The organism is Micromonospora sp. NPDC048842, from assembly GCF_040649935.1.
In the GTDB taxonomy this organism is placed as follows: Bacteria; Actinomycetota; Actinomycetes; order Mycobacteriales; family Micromonosporaceae; genus Micromonospora; species Micromonospora hortensis.
The window spans coordinates 1-19,747 of record NZ_JBEZGK010000001.1 but is presented as its reverse complement, the minus strand read 5'-3'; the positions used below and the strand labels follow the sequence as shown (position 1 = coordinate 19,747).

Annotated in this window: 17 protein-coding genes and 1 riboswitch; of the genes, 8 read left to right on the top strand and 9 right to left on the bottom strand. The window is 69.7% G+C overall.

Going from position 1 to position 19,747, the window contains the following annotated elements:
• Positions 1-5: 5 nt before the first annotated feature.
• Positions 6-1,586 (bottom strand): helix-turn-helix transcriptional regulator, encoded by a 1,581-nt coding sequence (locus AB0C19_RS00085; RefSeq protein WP_357177169.1) that lies wholly within the window; start codon positions 1,584-1,586, stop codon positions 6-8.
• Between the two features lie 198 nt (positions 1,587-1,784).
• On the opposite strand from AB0C19_RS00085, the gene AB0C19_RS00080 reads away from it, so the two are divergent.
• Both AB0C19_RS00080 and AB0C19_RS00075 read left to right on the top strand, forming a co-directional pair.
• Complete coding sequence (locus AB0C19_RS00080; RefSeq protein WP_357177167.1) at positions 1,785-2,045, top strand: hypothetical protein; 261 nt, start codon at positions 1,785-1,787, stop codon at positions 2,043-2,045.
• Positions 2,046-2,058: 13 nt separating this feature from the next.
• Positions 2,059-3,192 carry a cupin domain-containing protein gene (locus AB0C19_RS00075; RefSeq protein ID WP_357177165.1) on the top strand — a complete coding sequence of 378 codons (1,134 nt, stop codon included), beginning with the start codon at positions 2,059-2,061 and terminating at the stop codon, positions 3,190-3,192.
• Positions 3,193-3,241: 49 nt separating this feature from the next.
• Here the strand turns inward: AB0C19_RS00075 and AB0C19_RS00070 are convergent, their stop codons facing one another.
• The 6 genes from AB0C19_RS00070 to AB0C19_RS00045 form a co-directional block, all read right to left on the bottom strand.
• The gene (locus tag AB0C19_RS00070) at positions 3,242-4,717 is read right to left on the bottom strand and encodes a PepSY domain-containing protein (protein ID WP_357177163.1); all 1,476 of its coding nucleotides are present in this window, start codon (positions 4,715-4,717) and stop codon (positions 3,242-3,244) included.
• Positions 4,718-4,856: 139 nt separating this feature from the next.
• On the bottom strand, positions 4,857-6,980 hold the full coding sequence (locus AB0C19_RS00065) for a cytochrome c oxidase assembly protein (RefSeq protein ID WP_357177161.1): 2,124 nt from the start codon (positions 6,978-6,980) through the stop codon (positions 4,857-4,859).
• Between the two features lie 58 nt (positions 6,981-7,038).
• Positions 7,039-7,620, bottom strand: coding sequence for a copper resistance protein CopC (locus AB0C19_RS00060; RefSeq protein WP_357177159.1), 582 nt, complete (start codon positions 7,618-7,620; stop codon positions 7,039-7,041).
• Entirely contained in the window at positions 7,617-8,831 is a 1,215-nt protein-coding gene (locus tag AB0C19_RS00055; RefSeq protein WP_357177157.1) for a Dyp-type peroxidase, read from the bottom strand. Before AB0C19_RS00055 ends, AB0C19_RS00060 begins: the two co-directional genes overlap by 4 nt.
• A gap of 23 nt (positions 8,832-8,854) precedes the next feature.
• Positions 8,855-9,457 (bottom strand): copper chaperone PCu(A)C, encoded by a 603-nt coding sequence (locus AB0C19_RS00050; protein ID WP_357177155.1) that lies wholly within the window; start codon positions 9,455-9,457, stop codon positions 8,855-8,857.
• Positions 9,458-9,522: 65 nt separating this feature from the next.
• Positions 9,523-11,571, bottom strand: coding sequence for a copper resistance protein CopC (locus AB0C19_RS00045; RefSeq protein ID WP_357177153.1), 2,049 nt, complete (start codon positions 11,569-11,571; stop codon positions 9,523-9,525).
• Between the two features lie 161 nt (positions 11,572-11,732).
• Positions 11,733-11,947: riboswitch (cobalamin riboswitch) on the top strand.
• Positions 11,948-12,075: 128 nt separating this feature from the next.
• Between AB0C19_RS00045 and AB0C19_RS00040 the strand changes: the two genes are divergently transcribed.
• From AB0C19_RS00040 to AB0C19_RS00025, 4 genes are all read left to right on the top strand, one after another.
• Positions 12,076-12,588: an acyl-CoA thioesterase gene (locus AB0C19_RS00040; protein ID WP_112588799.1), complete on the top strand. Its 513-nt coding sequence runs from the start codon at positions 12,076-12,078 to the stop codon at positions 12,586-12,588.
• Between the two features lie 109 nt (positions 12,589-12,697).
• Complete coding sequence (locus AB0C19_RS00035; RefSeq protein ID WP_357177151.1) at positions 12,698-13,690, top strand: zinc-dependent alcohol dehydrogenase family protein; 993 nt, start codon at positions 12,698-12,700, stop codon at positions 13,688-13,690.
• Between the two features lie 228 nt (positions 13,691-13,918).
• Positions 13,919-14,590, top strand: coding sequence for a nucleotidyltransferase domain-containing protein (locus AB0C19_RS00030; RefSeq protein WP_357177148.1), 672 nt, complete (start codon positions 13,919-13,921; stop codon positions 14,588-14,590).
• Positions 14,590-15,378 carry a nucleotidyltransferase domain-containing protein gene (locus AB0C19_RS00025; RefSeq protein ID WP_357177146.1) on the top strand — a complete coding sequence of 263 codons (789 nt, stop codon included), beginning with the start codon at positions 14,590-14,592 and terminating at the stop codon, positions 15,376-15,378. Before AB0C19_RS00030 ends, AB0C19_RS00025 begins: the two co-directional genes overlap by 1 nt.
• A 1,300-nt stretch (positions 15,379-16,678) precedes the next feature.
• Here AB0C19_RS00025 and AB0C19_RS00020 read toward each other — a convergent pair.
• Positions 16,679-17,167 (bottom strand): hypothetical protein, encoded by a 489-nt coding sequence (locus AB0C19_RS00020; RefSeq protein ID WP_357177144.1) that lies wholly within the window; start codon positions 17,165-17,167, stop codon positions 16,679-16,681.
• Between the two features lie 492 nt (positions 17,168-17,659).
• Positions 17,660-17,860 carry a hypothetical protein gene (locus AB0C19_RS00015; protein WP_357177142.1) on the bottom strand — a complete coding sequence of 67 codons (201 nt, stop codon included), beginning with the start codon at positions 17,858-17,860 and terminating at the stop codon, positions 17,660-17,662.
• 441 nt (positions 17,861-18,301) lie between these two features.
• Here AB0C19_RS00015 and AB0C19_RS00010 point away from each other — a divergent pair, with 441 nt between their 5' ends.
• Together AB0C19_RS00010 and AB0C19_RS00005 are read left to right on the top strand one after the other, a co-directional pair.
• Positions 18,302-19,285, top strand: a complete 984-nt coding sequence (locus AB0C19_RS00010; RefSeq protein WP_357177140.1) for a hypothetical protein — start codon at positions 18,302-18,304, stop codon at positions 19,283-19,285.
• Between the two features lie 69 nt (positions 19,286-19,354).
• Positions 19,355-19,669: an NUDIX domain-containing protein gene (locus AB0C19_RS00005; protein ID WP_357177138.1), complete on the top strand. Its 315-nt coding sequence runs from the start codon at positions 19,355-19,357 to the stop codon at positions 19,667-19,669.
• The last annotated feature ends 78 nt before the right edge of the window (positions 19,670-19,747 follow it).

The window sequence follows — 19,747 nt, the reverse complement described above, 5'->3', positions numbered from 1 at the left end:
GCTGATTATCGTCTGGTGCGTTCCCAGGCCCGCACCAACTGCATCCGATTGTGAATGCCCAGCTTGTGGTATATGGAGCGGAGTTGGGTGTCCACGGTGTGGAAGGAGACGAAAAGGCTCCTGGCCGCCTCCTTCTTCGTGGCGCCGGTGGCGAGCATCTCGGCCACCCGCTCCTCGGCGGGTGTGAGCGTGCCGATGCCCCGGCTCGGCGGTTCGTCCATCGACGGCCGGTGGCGCGGGGTGGCGGTGAGGTCGGCACAGCGCCGGTCCGCGATCGCCTGGTCGCCAGGAGCGCCGATCCGGGCGTAGAGGGCCGCCGCCTCGTGCGCGGCATCGCGCGCCTCCCCGGATCGCACCCGGGGGCTGTTCGCGAGGTCGAGCAACGCGTCGGCGAGCGCCGGCCGCGCGGCGGTGGTGCGCAGCCGGTCGACAGCCGACCGTAGGGCGTCCGGGTCGCCGTCGCGCAACCCTCGGCTCTGGTCGGCCAGCGCGAGCCACAACGGCACCGGGGTACGGGTGGCGACCAGCTCGACCAGTTCGGTGACCCGCTGGGCGGCCCGGGTGTCGTCGGCCGCCACCGCCGCGCGTACCAGTCGGGGGCCGAAGTGCGGCACGGGCAGGAGTGACCGGACCGACCGGTGCAGGTCGGCGACGACGGTGGTGAGCAGCCCGACCGGCGCGCTGAGCGCGGGGTCGCGCACCGCCACACAGGACGCGACAGTCCACATCGTACGGTCGGGCCATCGGTCCTCGGTGAGGCAGGCGCGGAGGATGGCGCGAGCGTCGTCGTGTTCGGCCCGGCGGTAGCGGACCTCGCCGATCACCGCTACCAACAGGGCACGCACCTCCCTGCTGAGGTTCGCAGAGTCGGCGCTGAGCGTCGTGACGGCCAGCGCGGCCGCCTCGGGCAGCTCTCCCACTGCCACCATGCGAAGGCAGTCCAGCGCGGTCAGCCCGGCGAATGAGACGTCAGTCGTCTCGGGCGCCTGGCGGGTCGCGGCCCGCGCGTCCTGGTGCCGGCCCAGGCCGAGCTGCACGAGGATCCGTTCCGCCCGGATGGACGGGGCGTCCGCGCGTGCCGCCCAGGAGTCCGGGTCCAGGGCCGCCAGCACGGCCTGGGCGCCCGGCAGATCACCGTGTGCGAGCGAGCGGGCGGCCCGGCCGAGGGCGAGATGGCGGGCGGACGCCTGATCACCCGACGCGGCGTGCGCGGTGCCCGCGTCGCGCAGCAGGGCATCGGTGTCCGGATGTCCCGTGCGGGCCGCGATCGTGGCGACCATGGCGAGTACTGTGCCGCGGCTGCGGGCGTCCAGTCGGAGGTTCAACGCCTCCCGGAGGCCGGCGAGGGCGATGGTCGGCTGCTCCAGTGCCACGATCTGCGCCAGGCGCCCGAGCAGGTGGGCGCGGTGGCGCTCGCCGCTGCGACTCGTGGCGATCTCCGCGGCCAGGACGTGCAGCGCCTCCATCCCGCGTCCGGCCAGCCGGAGTTGGTCCGCCGTGGCGAACAGTCGGTGCCGTCGTTGCTCGGCGTCGCTGGTGATGTCGTCGGCCGGGAGCGTTCCGGCGTTGAAGAGTGATTCGGACAATGGCGTTCTCCCCGGTTGTTACCAGGCGCGTCGAAAGGCCGTCCTGCGACCGAGCCTAGCCATGCCGGCAGGTACGGGCGAGCGGATCGACGAACCGGCGGGATTGCGCCGAATGGCCCCCGCAGTCCGGGATTTGACCTGCGGTAATAGCGCGATCACGTGATGCGACCGGCGGCGGTCGGCGCCGATCATCGAGTCATGGCCCAGCTCACCGAACTTCCCGGTCTGTATCGGCTCCGGGTCGTACTGCTGATGTTCGTCCTCTACGCCGGCACCGGGGCGGGTGGTCACGCTCCGGCGTGGACCCGCCTGGTGCTCATGGCGACCGCGGCGGCGGTTCCGGTCGCGATCGCGGTCCAGTACGGCTGGCCCGGAGTGCGTGCCCTGCTGGGGATCTCGTCCCGGCTGCGGCTGCGAGGCGGATCCGTTTCCGCGCCCCATCCGATCCAACCCGAGTGAGGAGACAGCGATCATGGCGAACAGCGATCCTCAGCCGCGGCGCGGCGACCAGGGCGCCCCGCCCTTCGCGGGCCGCAACGTCGAGCTCGAGCGGCAGAACCCGGACCTCCTGGTTCCACCGACGACCGACAGCCGGCTGGTGCCCAACCTCAAGTTCTCGTTCTCGCAGGCGCACACCCGCGTGGAGAAGGGCGGCTGGACCCGCGAGGTCACCAACCGGGACCTCCCGATCGCCAGCCAGTTGTCCGGCGTCCAGTTCGGTCTCGAGCCGGGCGCGTACCGGGAGATCCACTGGCACCAGCAGTCGGAGTGGGCGTACATGCTCAGCGGTAGCTGCCGGATCAGCGCCGTCGACCACGAGGGGCGCAACTTCATCGAGGACGTGAGGGCCGGCGATCTGTGGTTCTTTCCGCAGGGCGTGCCGCACAACATCCAGGCGTTGGAGGACGGCGCGCAGTTCCTGCTGGTCTTCGACGACGGGGCGTTCTCGGAGAACAACACGTTCCTGCTCAGCGACTTCTTCGCACACACCCCTCGACACGTCCTGGCCAAGAACTTCGGCTGGACGCTGGAACAGATGGAGAACCTGCCCGAGCGGGAGAAGTACATCTTCCAGGGCGACGTCCCACCGCCCCTGCAACAGGATCGGGTGGTCAGCCCGACCGGTGACATCCCACGAAGCTTCAAGCACCGGATGCTCGCGCAGACCCCGCAGCGATTCCGCGGCGGAACGGTCCGGATCACCGACTCGACCAACTTCGCCGCATCCGTGACCACCGCCGCGGCCCTGGTGGAGGTCGAGCCGGGGGGGATGCGCGAGTTGCACTGGCATCCCACCACCGACGAGTGGCAGTACTACATCTCCGGCACGGGGCGGATGGGCGTCTTCGCCTCCCAGGCCGCTGCCCGGACGTTCGACTTCCAGGCCGGCGACGTGGGTTACGTCCCCTTCGCGTACGGCCACTACATCGAGAACACCGGCGACGAGCCACTGGTGTTCCTGGAGATGTTCCGCCATCCCCGGTTCGAGGACATCTCGGTGATGCAGTGGATGGCCAACACGCCCCACGAGGTCATCGCCGACACGATCAACGTGCAGAAGTCGATAGTGGACGGCCTGCCGAACACCAAACAGGTAGTGATCTGAGCGAAGCGTCCGGCCGTCCGTCCGGTGGACGGACGGCCGGACCGGTGGATCAGCTCCCCGCGGGTGCCGGGGAGGTGGGGGCCGCGGCAGGTCGTCGACGTCGAGACACCGCACCCACCACCACGTCGATGACGAGGAAGGCCAGCAGTGTGAGCCCGAACAGGGGCAGCGTCCAGCCGATCGCCACTGTCACCGGTACGCCGATCAGCAGCGCCCAGAGCGGCAGCCCGCGTACGCCGCCGCGCGCTGGCGGGGTGCCGGCGATCGCACGGCGGTCGGCGCGGGTGGGTCGGCGTTGCCACCACATGCGGTAGCCCCAGAAGATGACACAGAGCAGGCCGAGGGCGAGCGCGGCGAGCAGGATCTGGTTGACCAGGCCGAAGAGGATCCCCATGTGGGCCTGGATGCCGAGGCCGCTCAGTTTGGCCAGCAGGGGCCAGTCGGCGAAGTCGCTGCGGGCGGTGACCGTGTCGGAGGCCGGGTCGACGGCGATGCGGTCCTTCTTGACCGGCCAGGTGTTGTCGACCTGCGTGACGGTCCAGGCAGAGCCCGGCTCCGGCGCGGGGCTGATCTCGACCGGCCCGGAGAGGCCCGCGCCGCGAGCGACCGCCAGGACCCGATCGAAGGCCGCCGACTCGACGACCCCGCCAGCCCCGGCGGCACCGTGCTCGTGGCCGCCGCCGGTCTCGGCAGGGGCGGGGGGACCGGCGGTGAGGCTGGTGGAGATCTCCGGAGTGCGGGCGCTCAGCGCGTCGAGGCCGGCGGCGAAGTTCGCGCCGGCGTAGCGGGACCAGGTCAGGCCGGTGACGGAGAGGAAAAGCAGCCCGACGGTGAGCCAGATGCCGGTGGTGGCGTGCCATCCCCGGGTACGGCGCACACCCTTGGCGGTGGACAGGTTCGGCACGAGCAGGTGCCGGGCGGCGGCTTTGGCGGCGCCGCGTCGACGCCACCAGAGGATGACCCCGCCGAGCGCCATCACCCACAGCCAACTCGCGGCCAGTTCGGAGTAGTGCTCGCCCACGGTGCCCAGGTGCAGGTGGCGGTGCAGGTCGTCCAGCCAGGTGGTGACCGGTGTGGACCCGAACCAGGTGGTCAGCTGCCCCTGGGACTCGCCGGTGTACGGGTTGATGTAGACGGTGTGCTGGTTCTCGCCGAGCTCGGGAAGGGAGAACACCACCTTCGTGGTCCGGTCGCCGTCACCGGGTTGCACAGTGGTGATGCTGCCGTCGGGGTGCGCGTTGCGCGCGGCCCCGATCTGCTCGGCCAGCGGGAGCTGGCGGTCACCCACCTGAGCGACGGTCAGCTGGTCGCCGTAGAGGATGGTGTCGAGTTGCGGGGTTGTGGTGAAGGCCAGGCCGGTCAGTGCGGCGACCACCAGGAACGGGGCGACGAGGATGCCGGCGTAGAAGTGCAGCCGCAGCAGCAGCGCGCCGAACGGTGACGCGCGCCGGGCGGGTCGGGCCGGTTTCTCGATGGTAGTGGCGGGCTCCGGCGTCGGCGTGCCGGACAGTTCGGTGAGAGACATGGTGATCCGATCGGAAGAGTCGGGAAGCACCCGAAGCTGTTTCCCGTACTGGTCTGGTCGCCCGGTGGGGTGTCGCGTCGGCCCTGAGTGGTAGTCGGGTGAGAGATGCCGGTGGTTCCCGAAGATCGGGTTTCCGGTGTCACTGCTGGTCCGGCCGCACCGTGCGGCGCGGATCGCTGTCGGTCCGTCCGGCTGCGGCGAGGAACGCGTTGTAGCGGGCGAGGTCGTCCTCCGCGCCGGTGGCGTCCGCCCGGTCGGCGGCCCGGTCGAGGCGGCCCTGTTCACGTTTGTCGGCGCGGATCCATTGGCGAATCAGGACGATCATGACGACGACGGCGGGCAGCTCGCCGAACGCCCAGGCGATGCCGGCGCCGAGTTTCTGATCGGCCAGCAGCGACGAGGCCCAGCCGGGGTGCACGGCGAGGTACCAGTCGGGGGCGATCACTGTGGTCGTCTGCATGAGGACCAGGCCGAAGAAGCCGTGCGCCATCATCGACGCCAGGTGGATGATCACCAGCAGGGGATGGGGGAGGCGTCGGCGGCCCGGGTCGACCCCGATGAGCACCCAGAACAGCAGATAGCCGGCGACCACGAAGTGGGTGAGCATCGCGAGGTGACCGAGGTGGGAGCGCATCAGCACGCCGAGCAGATCGCTGAAGTACAGGCCGAACAGGCTGGCGGTGTAGATGCCCAGCGCGACGAGCGGATGGGTGAGTAGTTTCGTGAGCCGGCTGTGCACAGCGATCAGCAGCCACTCCCGGGCACCGCGTACCCCCGGGTCGGCGGGTCGACGCAGGGTGCGCAGGGCGAGGGTGACAGGTGCGCCGCCGACCAGCAGGATCGGCACCAGCATCGACAGCACCATGTGCTGGGCCATGTGCGCGCTGAACAGCACGTACGCGTAGCGGGCGACACCGAGGTTGGTGGTCGCGGCGAGCAGCAGCAGCCCGCCCACCCAACTTGCCGTCCGGGCGACCGGCCAACGGTTCCCGGCGATGTGCATCCGTCGCACACCGGCCAGGTAACCAGCGATGCCGAGAGCGCAGAGGGTCAGGAAGAACATGTCCGGCAGCGGCTGCCCGAGCAGGTTGCCAGCGGTGGGTGCGGTGGGCATCGGGAAGCCGAGCAACTCGGTGATCGGGTCGGCGTCGGTGCCGGATTCGGCGACGGGAGTGGGGCTGCGCGAGAGCGCCACCGCCAACCCCACGGTGGCCGCGAAGACGATCAGTTCACCGGCGGCCAGGCGGCCGAACGCCCACCGCCGTCCGGCGCGCAGCGCCGGCAGGGCGCGGGAGCGGTGTGCCGCGCCGAGCACGCCGAGGATCAGCAGTGCGGTGACCTTGCCGAGCACCAACCAGCCGTAGCGGGAGTGCCAGAGCTGGTCGACCGTACCGAGGCGGACGGCGGCGTTGGCCGCCCCGCTGACAGTCACGGCGACGAAGCAGCCCAGGGCGAGGCGGCTGTACCGGGCGGCGGCGTCGGCCAGCAGCCGACTGCGTCGTACCACCAGCAGGGCGATGAGGGCGCCGATCCACACCGCGGCGGCGAGGATGTGCAGGGCCAGGCTGGTGACGGCGATCTGGTGGTTACCGGCCCCGGCGGAGTGCCCGGTGAAGGCCGGGGGCAGAACCGCCACCAGGGCCAGGACCGCGACGGTCGCGGCGAGCCCACGGGACACCCCGGATCTGGCCAGCAGCGCCACGACCACTGCCAGTGCGGCCTGGAGTGTGAGCGACTGGCCCTGCGAGATGGTGGTGGCGAAACTGACGACGGTCGCGGGCCCGAGCGTCGTCAGTGGTTGGCCGAGCAGGTCCGAGGCGGTCAGCGCGATCAGGGACAGCGCCGCCGCCGACCAACCGAGCGCGGCGACACCGGCCCGCCGCAGCAGCAGGTAGCCGTGCGGCGAGACGCTGCGTCCGTCGCCGGGCAATAGGAACGCGGCGGTCACCAGCATGCCGACGGTGACTGTGGCCAGGCCGTCGGACAGCAGCCGGAACACGGGTAGCGCCCTGGTCGTGATCGGTCCCGCGTCGGGGAGGCCCGGAATCGCGGCCGTGAGCGCACCCCCGACCCGCAGGCCGAGCACCAACACTGTGACCCCCGACGCGACGGCGACGACAGTGACCAACCAGCCGGATCTCGGAGAACCCTTGTCTCGGGCGGCGGACGGGGCTGGACCGGTCGGGATTACCGAGGCGGTGGCGACGGTGCGGGCACCGCTCGGATCGTCGGTGGCGAACTGCTGTGGATCGGTGTCGGACACGTGTTGACCTTGCTTGGTGAGGTGATGGGGCGAGCCGACCGCACGCGGGCGGGTCGGATCAGCGCCGGGCCGCCCGCCGCCACAGCAGCCCAGCCGCCACCAGGACGAGGAGGGCCAGTGCGGCAGCAGCGGCGAGTACGCCGGTGCTCGGACCGCCGCCGGACTTAGCGGCGGCGGCGGACGGGGCGGGCGCCGACGCGCTGACGTTGGCGACCGGCGCGGCGCTGGACGTCGGATCGGCCACAGTGAATGGATAGGACCCCTGCACCGGGTGCCCGTCGACGGAGACGACCCGGTAGGCGACCGTGTATGTCCCGTTCGGCAGGGTGTCGGTCACCTGGACCGTGCTCTTCGCGCCGGTGACCACGGGTTCGCCGATAGCAAGCTTCCGCTTGCCGGCGTCGGTGAGCACGATGGTGGTGAACGCCGGGTCGAGTCGCTGCATGAATTCGAGCGTGACCTCGGTCGGTGCGCTCTGCACGGTCGCGTCCCGGGCGGGCGTGGCCGTCTTGAGCGAGTTGTGCGCCCAAGCCGGGCTCGCCGGGATGAGCACGGCCACGAGGACGGCGAGCACCGCCGCGCCGAGCCGGACGGCGGTGGGGCGGGACGACGGTACGGTCATGACGGTCGGCGTGGTCATCCGAGCACCTGCTCGCCGATCCACCCGCCCGGTTGGCATCCGGGCGGGACGGCGAAGACGGCGGAGCCGATCGGCGTGGTCCACTCGTTGAGCAGATCCCGATCGGCCAGCCGGCGCTGGATGGGCAGGTACTGCCGGGCGATGTCGGCCTGGTACGAGGTGAAGATCAAGCCGCTGTCCGCGTGGCCCTCCGCCGTCGGCACCCCGTCGTAGTTGTAGGGCCGGCGCAGGATCTTCAGCCGGTCGTCGGTGACGTGGGCGCGGGTCATGTGCGAAAAGTCGGGGATGACCGTGAGGCCGTCGGCGTCGGTGGCGGCGAAATCGGGTTCGTCGTGTTCGGCGGTGCCGGTGAGCGGAGCGCCGGTGTCGAGCCGTCGGCCGACGGCGAGTTCGCGGTCGGTCCGGCCGAGCAGATCCCAGGTCTCCATGTTCATGCTGATCCGCCGGAGCACCACTGTGGTGCTGTCGCGCAGCCACGCCGGGCCGTCCGGCACCCAGAGCGCGGTGTCCATGGGTGCGCCGGGTCGGGGGTTGGCGGTGCCGTCGAGCTGACCGAACAGGTTGCGTTGGGTGTGGCCGCCCGGCTCGACACCGGGGCTGCGCCGGAAGCCCTGCTGGACCCACCGCACAGTGGCGAACGGTCGGCTGTCCTTGATCAGGACCCGCTGGGCGTGGGCGACGGAGATCGCGTCGTCAGCGCAGATCTGGAGCAGCAGGTCGCCGCCGGACCAGGCCGGCTGGAGCCGGTCGATGCGGAACGACGGCAGGTCGGTGACCGACGCCGGCCGGCGGTCGTCGACGCCGGCCGCCCGGTAGAGGCCGGGCCCGAAGCCGAAGGTCACTGTCAACCGTGCCGGCAGCAGCCCGAGTTCGGCCTCGGTGTCGGCCAGCGCGGGTCGGCCCTGGGTGAGCCGGGCGGCGTCGTCGGTGAGCAGCCGCAACATCCGGCCCAGCGCGGCCCGGTCGACGCCGGCCCGCAGAGTGAGGGCCACGAACGACGCGTGCGCCTGCGGTTCGGTGGCCACCCCGGCCTGCCGGGCGCCGTGGAACGGCTCGACCAGGCTGCCGACGGTAGCCACGGGCGTCGTGTCGGCGGCGGTCGCCGACGGCGGCCCGGTCCTCCCGACACGGGTGGCGGCGATCGCGGCACCGCCGGCCAGGGCCCCGCCGGCGGCCAGTGCTCCGCCGGTGAGCAGGCCACGCCTGCTCACCGGCCGGACCTGTGGTGTCTGCGTCACGATGCCGGGCTCATGCTCGTCCCCGGCGTGGGGCTCATGCCCGGCATCGGCTCGCCGTGCCCGGGGGCGTAGCTCTCCTGCGCGCCGGTGAACGGCTTGGCCATGGCGCGGAACTGCTGGGTCTTGCCGTCGGCGAAGGTCAGGGTGACTGTCAACTCGTCGCCGGCCTGAACGGGCTTGGTGAGGTTCATCAGCATCAGGTGGTCGCCCCCGGGCTCCAAGGCGTGCGTGCTCTTGGCCTTGATCACGATGCCGCCCTGCTTCTGCCGCATGACCATCTTGCCGTCCTTCATGGCCATCTCGTGCAGCTCCATCGGCGACAGGGAAGTCGTGGCACTCGTCACCGTGACATCGGTGTCGCCGTCGTTGACCAGCGTCCCGAAGGCCGCAGTCATGCCCTTGTCGGCCGCCTTCACCCACGGGTCACGAATGCCGAGCACACCAGCGTCCGGGTTGGCGGAGGCCGACGCGGGCGGGCTCGCCTGCGCTGTCGACGGAGAGTCGGACGAGCCGCAGCCGGCGACGCCCACCGTCAGGATCGCGGCGGCGAGCATGGCGGCCGAGCGGCGGCGTGAAGCGTTCGGGCTGGTGGTGCGCATGTGATCTTCCTCCGATGGTTGCTGCTGGGAGGTTGGTCGGCCGCAGCTCGGAGAAAGTTCCGGACTCAGGGAACGTTGATCGTGAACTCCCCGGTGTGCACAGTGCCGGCGACCTGGAAGTCGAAGAAGGCCCGGTACCGGCCTGCACTCGGCGCGGTCAGCCAGAACTTCACAGTCCCGTCGACCAACTCCTGCTCGGGGTGGACGTGCACGTAGCCGAGGTCGCCCTCACGCACCACGACCAGGTGCCCGTACGCGCCCAGGTACCGCTCCAACTGCGCCGGTACGGTCGGGTCGGCGCTGACCTGGAAATGGATCGGCGCCGTCACCCCCACCGTCGGGGTGCCGGTCATCGACACCGCGTACGGACCAGCCGTAGCCTGTGCCGCCGCTGGCGGCAGCGCGGCCGGGGTGTGCGCGCCGGGCACTGTGTGGTCGACGCCCAGCACGAGGGGGATCTGGGTGCCGTTGGTCGCGGTGACGGAGAAGTCGGCGAAGACGCGGTAGCCCCCGGGCCGGGCCAGCGTCAGGGGGACGCTCCAGGTGCCGTCGGGTGCCATCGTCGGGTGCAGGTGCTGGTAGCCGGACAGGTCACGGCCGACCACGATCAGGTGCAGCGGCTTGTCGTGGACGACCGCGAAGGTCGTTGCCGGCTGCCGGTCGGTCCCGACGATGCGGAACCGGTAGTCGGCGGGTACACCGGGGGGTTGGGACCGCTCCAGCGGTTGCAGGGTGTACCCACCGGCGCTGACCGTCGTGCCGGTTGCCAGCGTCGCGCCCGTCGCGTCGTCACCCCGATGCGTGTGCGGCCCCGTACCGGCCGGGTGTTGGTGCCCGTCGGTCGCCGAGCCCACCTGCCCCGAGTCGGACGGTCCACCGGCCGACGGTCGTGAATTGCCGGTCGCCGGACTCTCGTCGGCGGTGCCGATACGGGCCAACCCGAACCCGGCCAGCAGAGCGATCACCAGCCCGCCGACGAGCAGCGCCAGGTGGGTGTTGCTCAACCGGGACCCAGGCGTCGCGGCGGCGAGGTCCGTGTCGGGCCGTGATCCGGTGTCGACCGTCGCCTCGCCGTCCGTGCTGGCGAGGGCCTCGGTCACCTGATCGGTAGGCGTCGGATCGACAGCAACGCCCGCGCGGGCCGTGACGACCGTGTCGCCCTTGCGCGCCGCCGGCACTGTGGCGGGCCGCCGCTTGTCGCTCGCGGTACGCGCGACGACGCCGGTCGCCGCGCCGGTCTTGCCCCCGACGGTCTTGCCAGCGCCGGCCCTGCCCCCGACGGTCTTGTCCCCGGCAGCTTTGCCGCCGACGGTCCTGCCAGCGCCGGCCCTGTTCGTGGCACGGGCGCCACCGCCGCGTCGACCGGAGGTCGCCGCCGAGGTACGGCCCCGGCCGGTGGGTGTGCCGGCGGATCGGCGACGCCAGACGACGAACCCGGCCACCGCCCCGACCGCCGCGACCGCCGCCGCCCAGCCGGCCCAGACCAGTGCCCCGGGACCGCTCTCCTCGGTCGACCCGGTCGACGGGGCCGCCGCAGCCGGCGGGGTCGACGGATCGTCCGCGGTGGTCGGCACCGCCGAGGCCTGCCCGGACGAGTTGTGCTGCTCGGTGGCGGCCACCAGAGCCGGGTCCGGTTGGGTCGACGGCGGGCTCCACCCCTTCGGCGCTGCCGTCACCCGCCCGTCGTAGCGGAAGGTCAGGGTGCCCCGCACGGTGTCGCCGTCCGAGGCGACCGACAGGTAGCTCACCGAGTACTGGCCCTTGGCGGGCAGGTGGGCGACGGACACCACCGCGGGGAACCCCGTCGTGTACTCCCGTGGCTCGAACTGCCCATTGACCAGGAAGTACTCGCGTACCGGCTTGTCCAGTGGCTTCGGCTCCCCATACGACCAGCCGTTGTCGACACGGACGCCGCCCGGGGCGGTGATCGTGAAGAACGCGTTGGCGGCGGCCTTCTCGGTGAAGTAGAGCCGCACCTCCGTCAACGGCTCGCGCACTGTGGCGCCGCTCGCCGGTGTGGACATGGCGAGGGTCCCGTGCGCTGCGGCGGGTTGGGCGGACGCGAGGAGAGCGACAGCCGAGGCGAGGAGGAACGCGAGGAGGCCAGAGACCACCCGCCCGCAAGTCTGGGGGAGACGACGCATCTGGATATCCTCACCCTCGCGAGACTTTTTTCAAGAGCTGACGATCTTCTTCCTCAGATGGCAAAAGTTGACGATCAGGTCATCCGTCGCCGCGGCAGGACGCCCCGGGTGGACACATTCCCTGGCCAGCTATGCTCGCCGACGGCGCTGGTTCGCCCCGTCGTGACCGGCGGGGCGTCGTAAGAGGGAACCCGGTGAAAATCCGGGGCTGCCCCGCAGCGGTGAGTGGGAACGACCGCCGTCATCAGCACTGGGCCAGTGGCCTGGGAAGCGACGGCCAGTAGGCGACCGGCGCGACCGGTCAGGCCCGCGAGTCCGAAGACCTGCCGGCGCCGCGTACACAACCGTGTGCGCTGCCGTCGGTCTCGCGGGTGGGCTGAGCGGGTGACGGGCCGCGCGTGTGGTGCACGGCCAGGTCCTCGTCAGCGTGTCCGTGACCCGGCGGTGTGGTTTCCCGAGGGACGGACTACCGCTGTGCACGACACCACCACCATCGCCGGCCGCGCGCCGTCGGCGTCGCACCTGACCCTTTCGCAGATCATGGACCAGCACCACACCAACCTGATGGGTACGGTGCACGGCGGCCGGATCCTCAACCTCATCGACTCCGTCGCCGGTGTGGTCGCAGCCCGGCACTCCGACGGGCCGGCGGTGACCGCCGCCATCGACGAGACGGCGTTCCTCCGCGCGGTGCGGGTCGGTGACGTGGTGCACGTCGATGCCCGGATCACCTGGGCCGGCCGCAGCTCGATGGAGGTGGCCGTCAAGGTGACCGCCGACCGGTGGGACCGGGCGGTGCCGCCCACCGACGTGGCCACCGCCCACCTGGTCATGGTCGCCATCGACGACGACGGCCAGCCTCGGACGGTGCCACCGCTGCTACCGGAGACCGACGGAGACCGGCGACGGTACCGGGAGGCGGAGATCCGTCGGAAGCACCGACTGGCGCTGCGACGCGCGCTGCTCGACGGCGCCGAAGACGACTGACCCGCGCTCGGGCCCGCCCGTTGCGGCGCTGGCGCGGTCCGAGGAACCCGCCCCGCCGCCTATCCGGTCGGATAGCGTCCACGTGAAGCCTCGATCACGGAGAGTGTGGATGGTTATGCGCGCTGCGGTGCTGCGGGAGTTCGACGTTCCGCTGACGGTCGAGGAGATCGATCAACCCATCCCCGGGCGCGGGCAGGTGCTGGTGCGGGTAATCGCCAGCGGGGTCAACCCGCTCGACACGAAGATCCAGGCAGGTAAGGCCGCGCACGCGCGCGTCGAGCTGCCTGCGGTGCTCGGCCTGGACCTCGCCGGCGTCGTCGCGGCGGTCGCCGCGGACGTGACCGGCTTCGAGCCGGGAGACGAGGTGTACGGGCTGTGCGGGGGCGTCGGCGACCTCCAGGGCTCGCTGGCCGAGTACGCCGCCGTGGACGCTCGACTGCTGGCCCACAAGCCGAGGAGCCTCTCGATGCGGGAGGCCGCCGCGTTGCCCCTGGCGGCGGTCACCTCCTGGGAGGGGTTGGTCGACCGGGCCGGAGTCCGCGCCGGGCAGAAGGTCCTGGTGCACGGCGGTGCCGGCGGTGTCGGACACGTGGGCGTGCAGCTTGCCCAGGCGAGAGGCGCCGAGGCGTATGCCACTGGCGGGCCGGCGAGCCTGCGGGTGATCGAGAGTCTGGGCGCGGTGCCGATCGACTACACAGCGAGCAAGGTCGAGGAGTACGTCGAGAGGTACACCGGCGGCGAGGGCTTCGACATCGTGATGGACAACGTCGGCGGCGCGACGCTCGACGCGTCGTTCGCGGCGGTACGCACCTACCACGGGCACGTCGTCAGCGCGCTGGGCTGGGGCTCACACTCGCTCGCCCCGCTGTCGTTCCGAGGCGCGACCTACTCCGGCGTGTTCACCCTGCTGCCGATGCTCACCGGGCGCGGCCGCGAACACCACGGCGACATCCTGCGCGAGATCGCGACGCTGGCCGACGCTGGTGCGTTGCGCCCGCGACTGGATCCGCGCACGTTCACGCTCGACAGGGTCATGGACGCCCATCGGCTGGTCGCCGACGGCACCGCCGAGGGCAAGGTCGTCGTGGACGTCCCTGGTTGAGCCGAGCCGTTCGTTCACACCGAAGGGGTCAGCACTGGGATCCTGGTTGTCGCTCCGGTGACGTCTGCCCATGCCGAGATTCGTGCTCTACGGCGACGAGTACGGGCCTGGGTCGCAGGTTGGCCGGACCACCATGAGCACTTCTTCGTCGAAGAGCCGAACCTCACGGACGCGGAGTGCTCGAAAAGGGTGGCGCGTGCGGGGCGGTGGTTGGGTAGCGTCCCGGGCGTGATCGATCTTGTTGAGCGGCATACGGTTCTCGCCGTTGTGGTCGGGTCGCGGGCGTACGGGCTGCATGACCGGGACTCCGACTACGACCGGCGTGGCGTCTATGTAGCGCCCACGCGGGCGTTCTGGCACCTCGACAAGCCGCCCACTCACCTCGACGGTCCGGCGGTGGAGCAGTTCTCCTGGGAGTTCGAACGCTTCTGCGTCCTGGCCCTGCAGGGCAACCCGACAGTCCTGGAGGTGCTCTGGTCCCCGCTGGTCGAGAGAATCACCGTCGACGGGGAATGGTTGCTGGCCGCACGGCAGGCGTTTCTGTCGAGGCGGGTGGCGGAGACCTACGGCAACTACGCCCGGGATCAGCTCAACCGAGTGGCGGCACGCCGTGAGCGCACCGGCGAGACGAACCACAAGCAGGCCATGCACATGATCCGGCTGCTGGTCGCCGGGGCGCATGTGCTGCGTACCGGGGAGGTGCTGGTCGACGTTCGTCACCTGCGTGACCGGCTGCTCGCGGTGCGGCGTGGCGAGCTGCCCTGGGATGAGGTTGCCGCCTGGGCGGCGGACCTACTGGCTGAGCTCGCCGACGCGACCGCCACCACCACGCTGCCCGACCAACCCGACCGGGTTGACGTGGATCGGCTGCTCACGGCCGTACGGGAAAGGAACCTGTAGTGACCACCGAGGTGCCGCCGTGGGCCGCCGAGGCAGCCTGCGTCCTGCCCCGTCCGCTGCTGTTCGCCACCGTCAGCGGTGCGCATCTGTACGGATTCGCGTCCATCGACTCCGATCTGGATCTGCGGGCCGTGCACTTGCTCTCGCCCGAGGAGGTCGTCGGGTTGCGCACCGGTCCGCAGACGTTGCAGCACATGGGCGTGCGCGACGGTGTCGAGTTGGACGTCGTCAGCCACGATCTGCTGAAGTTCGTCAAGCTGTTGAACAGCCGCAACGGGTACGTTCTGGAGCAGCTGTTGTCACCGCTGGTGGTTGTGACCACTGCGGTGCACGCCGAACTCATCTCCTTGGCCCCGCGACTGGTCACCCGTCACCATGCGCACCACTACCTCGGATTCGCGGCCACTCAGGAGAAGTTGTACGCCAAAACCGGGCAGCTCAAGCCTGCGCTGTACACGCTGCGGGTCCTGCTCACCGGGATCCACCTCATGCGGACCGGCCGCGTAGAGACGAACCTTGCCGTGCTCGGAACGAGGTTGCCGTACGTACCGGATCTCATTGCCGCCAAACGGGAGGCCGAGCATGGCCCGTTCCCTGCCGGCGTCGCAGGCCGGCTCGCTAGCGACGTGTCGCGGCTGCGCGCCGAGCTGGAGACGGCCCGAGACAACTCGACGCTCCCCGAGCGCGTGGACCCGGCAGCCGTGGATGCCCTACACGACCTGGTGGTGCGCACCCGACTGCGTGAGCTTCTCAGCCAGGAACACGTCGCCCTGTCCGGCCGCGACTAGGGGAGCAGATGGGGAGCAACCGGCTGCACGGAACAGCGTTGAACCGCGCCCAACGGCAGCGAACGGCATTCAACTGCACCCACCCCATCCTGCGGCTCTAAGTATCCGCAGGTCAAGGTAGGTGCGGCGTCCTGTTTCCCGCGGAGTGCTCTGCGGTTCTGCCCAGCAGTCGACAGCGCTCTATGTCGCCTGGTAGGGGAGTGTGCGCGGGTCAAGGCGGTAAGGAGTCGTTGGCCTGGCCTGGCCTGGCCTTGCAGCTGGGAGCAGATTGGGTGCAGGTTGGCGAAGTGGTCTCCGCGCCCGAAGTGCTCACCGATGCCGGGCGGAGACGAGGCGCTTTGACCTGGGGTGATGTCGGTCGAGCGGTGCGGGGTGACCTCCCAGTAGAGGTCGAAGTGGTCAGGCGTGTTGTTCAGGGATGGCTGGCGCCGGCCGGTGTCTCGGGTCGCCTAACGCCACGCCTGTAGGTCTGCTGTAGACCGATGTGAAGCATTGCGGGCGAGCCTGCCGGAGTCCGTCACGGTTCCGTCATCTGAGACGCCGATCCCACGCGAAGCGCCCTGACCAGGCCCTTCAGTTTGGCGACCTCTTCGGCGGACACGAAGACGTCGGCCGGGAGCAGGAGCCGCTGCGTCCGCGACTGCCGATGACAGTGCGTCACGCTGAGCCGCAGTTGCTAGGCACGTGACGCTCGAGGCAGGGCATTGCCGGCATTGCCAGATCCGCACAGAACCGACAGCGCCGGCGTTCGATCGCGTCTGGAACTGATAGCCCTGGTCGCCGCGGCTCGACTGCCGACTCCTGCATGGCCAGGGACTCGACACGGTCTAGCGTCGCGGCACGGTTCGGGCGAGCGAGTGTTTGTGCCGGTCGGGTAGCTTCGCCGGGTGGTTGATCGAGTGGTGCGTGCCGGCGATGTCGCCGTGATGAGGTTGTTGGACGGTGGGTTTGGGGCGTGTCAGGTCACGGGTGCCGATGGTGATGTGACGTCGGCGTATGCGCTGCGTTGGCATTCGGTGGACCGGCCGAGCCTGGACGAGCTGCGCGGCGTTGAGCCGCTGACGCTTGATCATCATGCCCATAACGGGCGTCTTGCTCATTTGTCGATTGGCAGCTGGTATGCGGTGCCGCCGGGGTTCGCGTGGATCGGAAGCCTGCCCGTTCCTGACGATGTTCCGGTGTTGTCGGACACATACTCGGGCTGGCAGGCACTTGCCGACGATGTGGTCCGGCAGCGTCGCTGGGACAGGGAGCTACCGGGGGTGGTGAAGTCCGCCTACCGTGCGGCGGCCGCTCGCGGTCAGGTTGACGTGACCAACTCGGCGTCCAGCAGATCGGCTGCTTCCTCAACGGTGGCCACGAACTCTACCGGTGGGATCCTGGCGACGAAGACCTTGCCCAGGTCGTCCGGAAAGGGATGGTCTGGCCGCCAGAACGCGAAGACGATCACTAGGTCGTCGTCCAGGTAGGCGTACTTGGAGACGTTGTCGACGGTCTCGCCCCACTGCATGAACCAGAACTGCTCCCGAAACTCCGTGTCGTCTGCGTGGAGCAGCCGGAAGATCTCCTGCGGTGTGCGGCCCGGGAAGGGACAGGGCTTGACGTCGCGTCGGCGCACCTGCGCCGCGCTCGACCGCATAACGCGGATGAAGAACGGGAGGAAGGCGTAGTTGTCCTCGGTGGTCAGCCTCCTGCCAGCCGCCCACAGGTCGACGACGCGGAGTTGGTGCGGCTCGACCTCGCCCATCTCCACCGCGAACGTGGCCCGGTCACCGAAGCGTCGTGTCATCAGCCCACGGGCGCAGTCATAAGGAAGGCCGTGCCTGACGGGGTAGCTTGCCATCCCTCCGCCAATGCCTTGCGGACAATCGCAGCGACCGCCGACGGGAGAACGGGCACAGCCGGCCCGCCAATCCAGTTACTTGGATGGTCCTGGGGCATGCTGACCAGCAACACCCTGCCCTTGCAATCGGCCTGTTCTACAGCGATAGTGAGTGGTCGCTCACATAGCCCTTGGGCATAGGTTGGTTTGCCGCGTACTCGCCACCTGTAGGTGACCCCGTCAACCGTTATGAGCCGAGAGCCCTTCTTGACCAACGCCATGACGACCCTCCTCGGCGTCAGATGACCGTGCCCGTAGCGTGCCGATGCGGCGGTCAGTGTGGGGCAGCGCGATACGCCCGGTCAGCGGGGCAGAGACGCCGCGTGCCGCCTGCCCCCAGAATGTCGCTACGCCCCGTGTAGATCAACGCGATTCCCAAGCTGAGCGTGGGCGCACGCCCTAGTCACCTTGCTCGGGCTGGAAGTAGCGCTGATTGATCCGTGCAGCGCCGCCGGGTTTCCCAGCCAGAATCTGGCGCCCCTGCCACTCGACGGTCCGCTCATCGCTCCAACCTACGCAGAAGTGCAGTCGTCCTCCGGCGTAGAGGTTGCCAGTTTGCCACAGCGTCATCGGTAGCAGATCAACCAAGAGGGCTTGCATGGCGTGAGGGTAGCCGTAGACCCGCCGAGAGGCTGCCGGCCATAGCGAGCGACAATCTGAGTGACGACTGAGGTCGCCACCTCTCGGACACCCGTGGACGACGACAGATCGTTTCCCGAAGATGTCAGCCATGCTGTCCCGGTCGTCAGTCGGGCGGTGCCAGCTCATGTCGAGATCCGCGCACTCGACTATGGCGGGGCACCGTTCCGTGATGCTGCCGCCTTGTTGATGATCGGGTCGAGATGCCTCCGGAAGCGCCGGTACCCCGAAGCTTGATTTGACAAGCCTTAGGAAGGCTCTTCGGCGAACCCGAAGGCGTCAGTACTGGGGGCCCAGGTTGTCAGTCGGGTGATGAGCGACTGGCCGAGGTGCGGCTGACCCGAGGGCGGCAGACGAGAAACCGTGGTGCGGTCCTCACAGGGGCTGTGGATGATGGCTGGCGTGACTGAGAAGGGCAGCGGGTCCGCGGAGCAGCGCCTGTACGACGCTGTGGCGCATTGGAACACCGACACCGGGTACGGCTTGGCGGACCTGATCCATGCCGCTTGCCAGGCGCTGATCGACGGGCTGGACTCGCCGACGTTGCGTGAGCTCGCTGGTGCATCGGTGCGTGACTCGTCCTGGGATATCGGCGATCTCGTCGGCAAGTCGCTTGAGGAATTACGGGTCCCGTATCCGGGCACTGTCCCTCCAGGCTTCGCCCTTGCAGCAGGTGGAGGAGTCGCCCGCCGGCCAGGAACCGATTCTCTCCGTCTGGAGGTAGCGCCGGTGCCTGGCGGCGTAGGCGGCGGATTCCAGGTGCAGGTCTGGGTCAACGGTACGGAGATGACCTCTGCCGGAGCGGGTCTCGGGATGGACCCGTACCACGTCCTCGTTCCCACCAATCGTCTCGTGGCCGACTCCGAGCTGCGCACCGTTGCGATCGCTCGATGTGTGTGCGGTGTGCACGGTTGCGGATCCACAGACGTCACCATCGCGCGGGATGGCGATCTGGTCCACTGGGACTGGTCGCTGGAGGTGCCCATGATGCGGGGCGTCTCGTTCGTCGCTGCGGACTACGACGTGGAAGTCGCACGGGTGGCCGCGGATCATTCGTGGGAGACGCCTGAGCGCGTGGCCGGACGACGGGTTCTGACGGACGTGGACCGCGAGCGGCTGCTCACCTACAACCTCCGACCGAGTTGGGTCGCCAACGATTACCGCGATCAGGAGCTGTTCCGGGTCGCTCTTCAGGTCGACGGTGACTACCAGGTCTTCGTCGACACCCTGCGGCGCGGCCGCAGCGCCGAGGAACTGGCGGGCGAGGTGTGCGCCACCTTGGCACTTCCTCCCAGCGCCTGGCATGCCACCTGGCACGCCATCGTCCCCACGCTGACCAAACCGCCGAAGATCGCGGGGCCTTCCTGGCGATCCGCGCGGTTCTAGCAGCAGCTAGCCGACACCGGGTGGGTCTGCTGCACCGACAGGTGGCAGCGGGTCTGGGACGATCTCGTCGTGGCGACCTATGAAGTTGCGCTGGTACTTCTCGTCGATTCTTCGGAGGCGGTGCTCCTGCAGCATCGTGATGATCAAGCTTTGGTGTCTCCGAACCAGTGGAGCCTGCCGGGTGGTCGTGTCGAGCCGGGCGAGACGCCTGAACAGGCGGCGCGCCGGGAGTTGTTGGAGGAGACGGGCCTGAGGACGGGTGAGTTGCGTGGGCTGTGGAGCGGCCCACGCCCGTACGAGGCCGGCTTCCCGCACACGGTGACTGTTCACGTTTTCCGCGGCCGGACCGATGCTCGGCAACTAGATGCAACGCCGTTCAGTTAAGTGGTTGGTGTGGTCGTCAAGGGTCGGGGATGACGATGTCGATACTGGTGGTGGCTTGGTAGCTGCGCCGGTCGATGG

Coding starts and splice junctions, on each gene's coding strand:
- AB0C19_RS00080 (WP_357177167.1), top strand. CDS start 1,785: ATGGCCCAGCTCACCGAACTTCCCGGTCTGTATCGGCTCCGGGTCGTA.
- AB0C19_RS00075 (WP_357177165.1), top strand. CDS start 2,059: ATGGCGAACAGCGATCCTCAGCCGCGGCGCGGCGACCAGGGCGCCCCG.
- AB0C19_RS00070 (WP_357177163.1), bottom strand. CDS start 4,717: ATGTCTCTCACCGAACTGTCCGGCACGCCGACGCCGGAGCCCGCCACT.
- AB0C19_RS00060 (WP_357177159.1), bottom strand. CDS start 7,620: ATGACCACGCCGACCGTCATGACCGTACCGTCGTCCCGCCCCACCGCC.
- AB0C19_RS00050 (WP_357177155.1), bottom strand. CDS start 9,457: ATGCGCACCACCAGCCCGAACGCTTCACGCCGCCGCTCGGCCGCCATG.
- AB0C19_RS00035 (WP_357177151.1), top strand. CDS start 12,698: ATGGTTATGCGCGCTGCGGTGCTGCGGGAGTTCGACGTTCCGCTGACG.
- AB0C19_RS00020 (WP_357177144.1), bottom strand. CDS start 17,167: ATGACACGACGCTTCGGTGACCGGGCCACGTTCGCGGTGGAGATGGGC.
- AB0C19_RS00015 (WP_357177142.1), bottom strand. CDS start 17,860: ATGCAAGCCCTCTTGGTTGATCTGCTACCGATGACGCTGTGGCAAACT.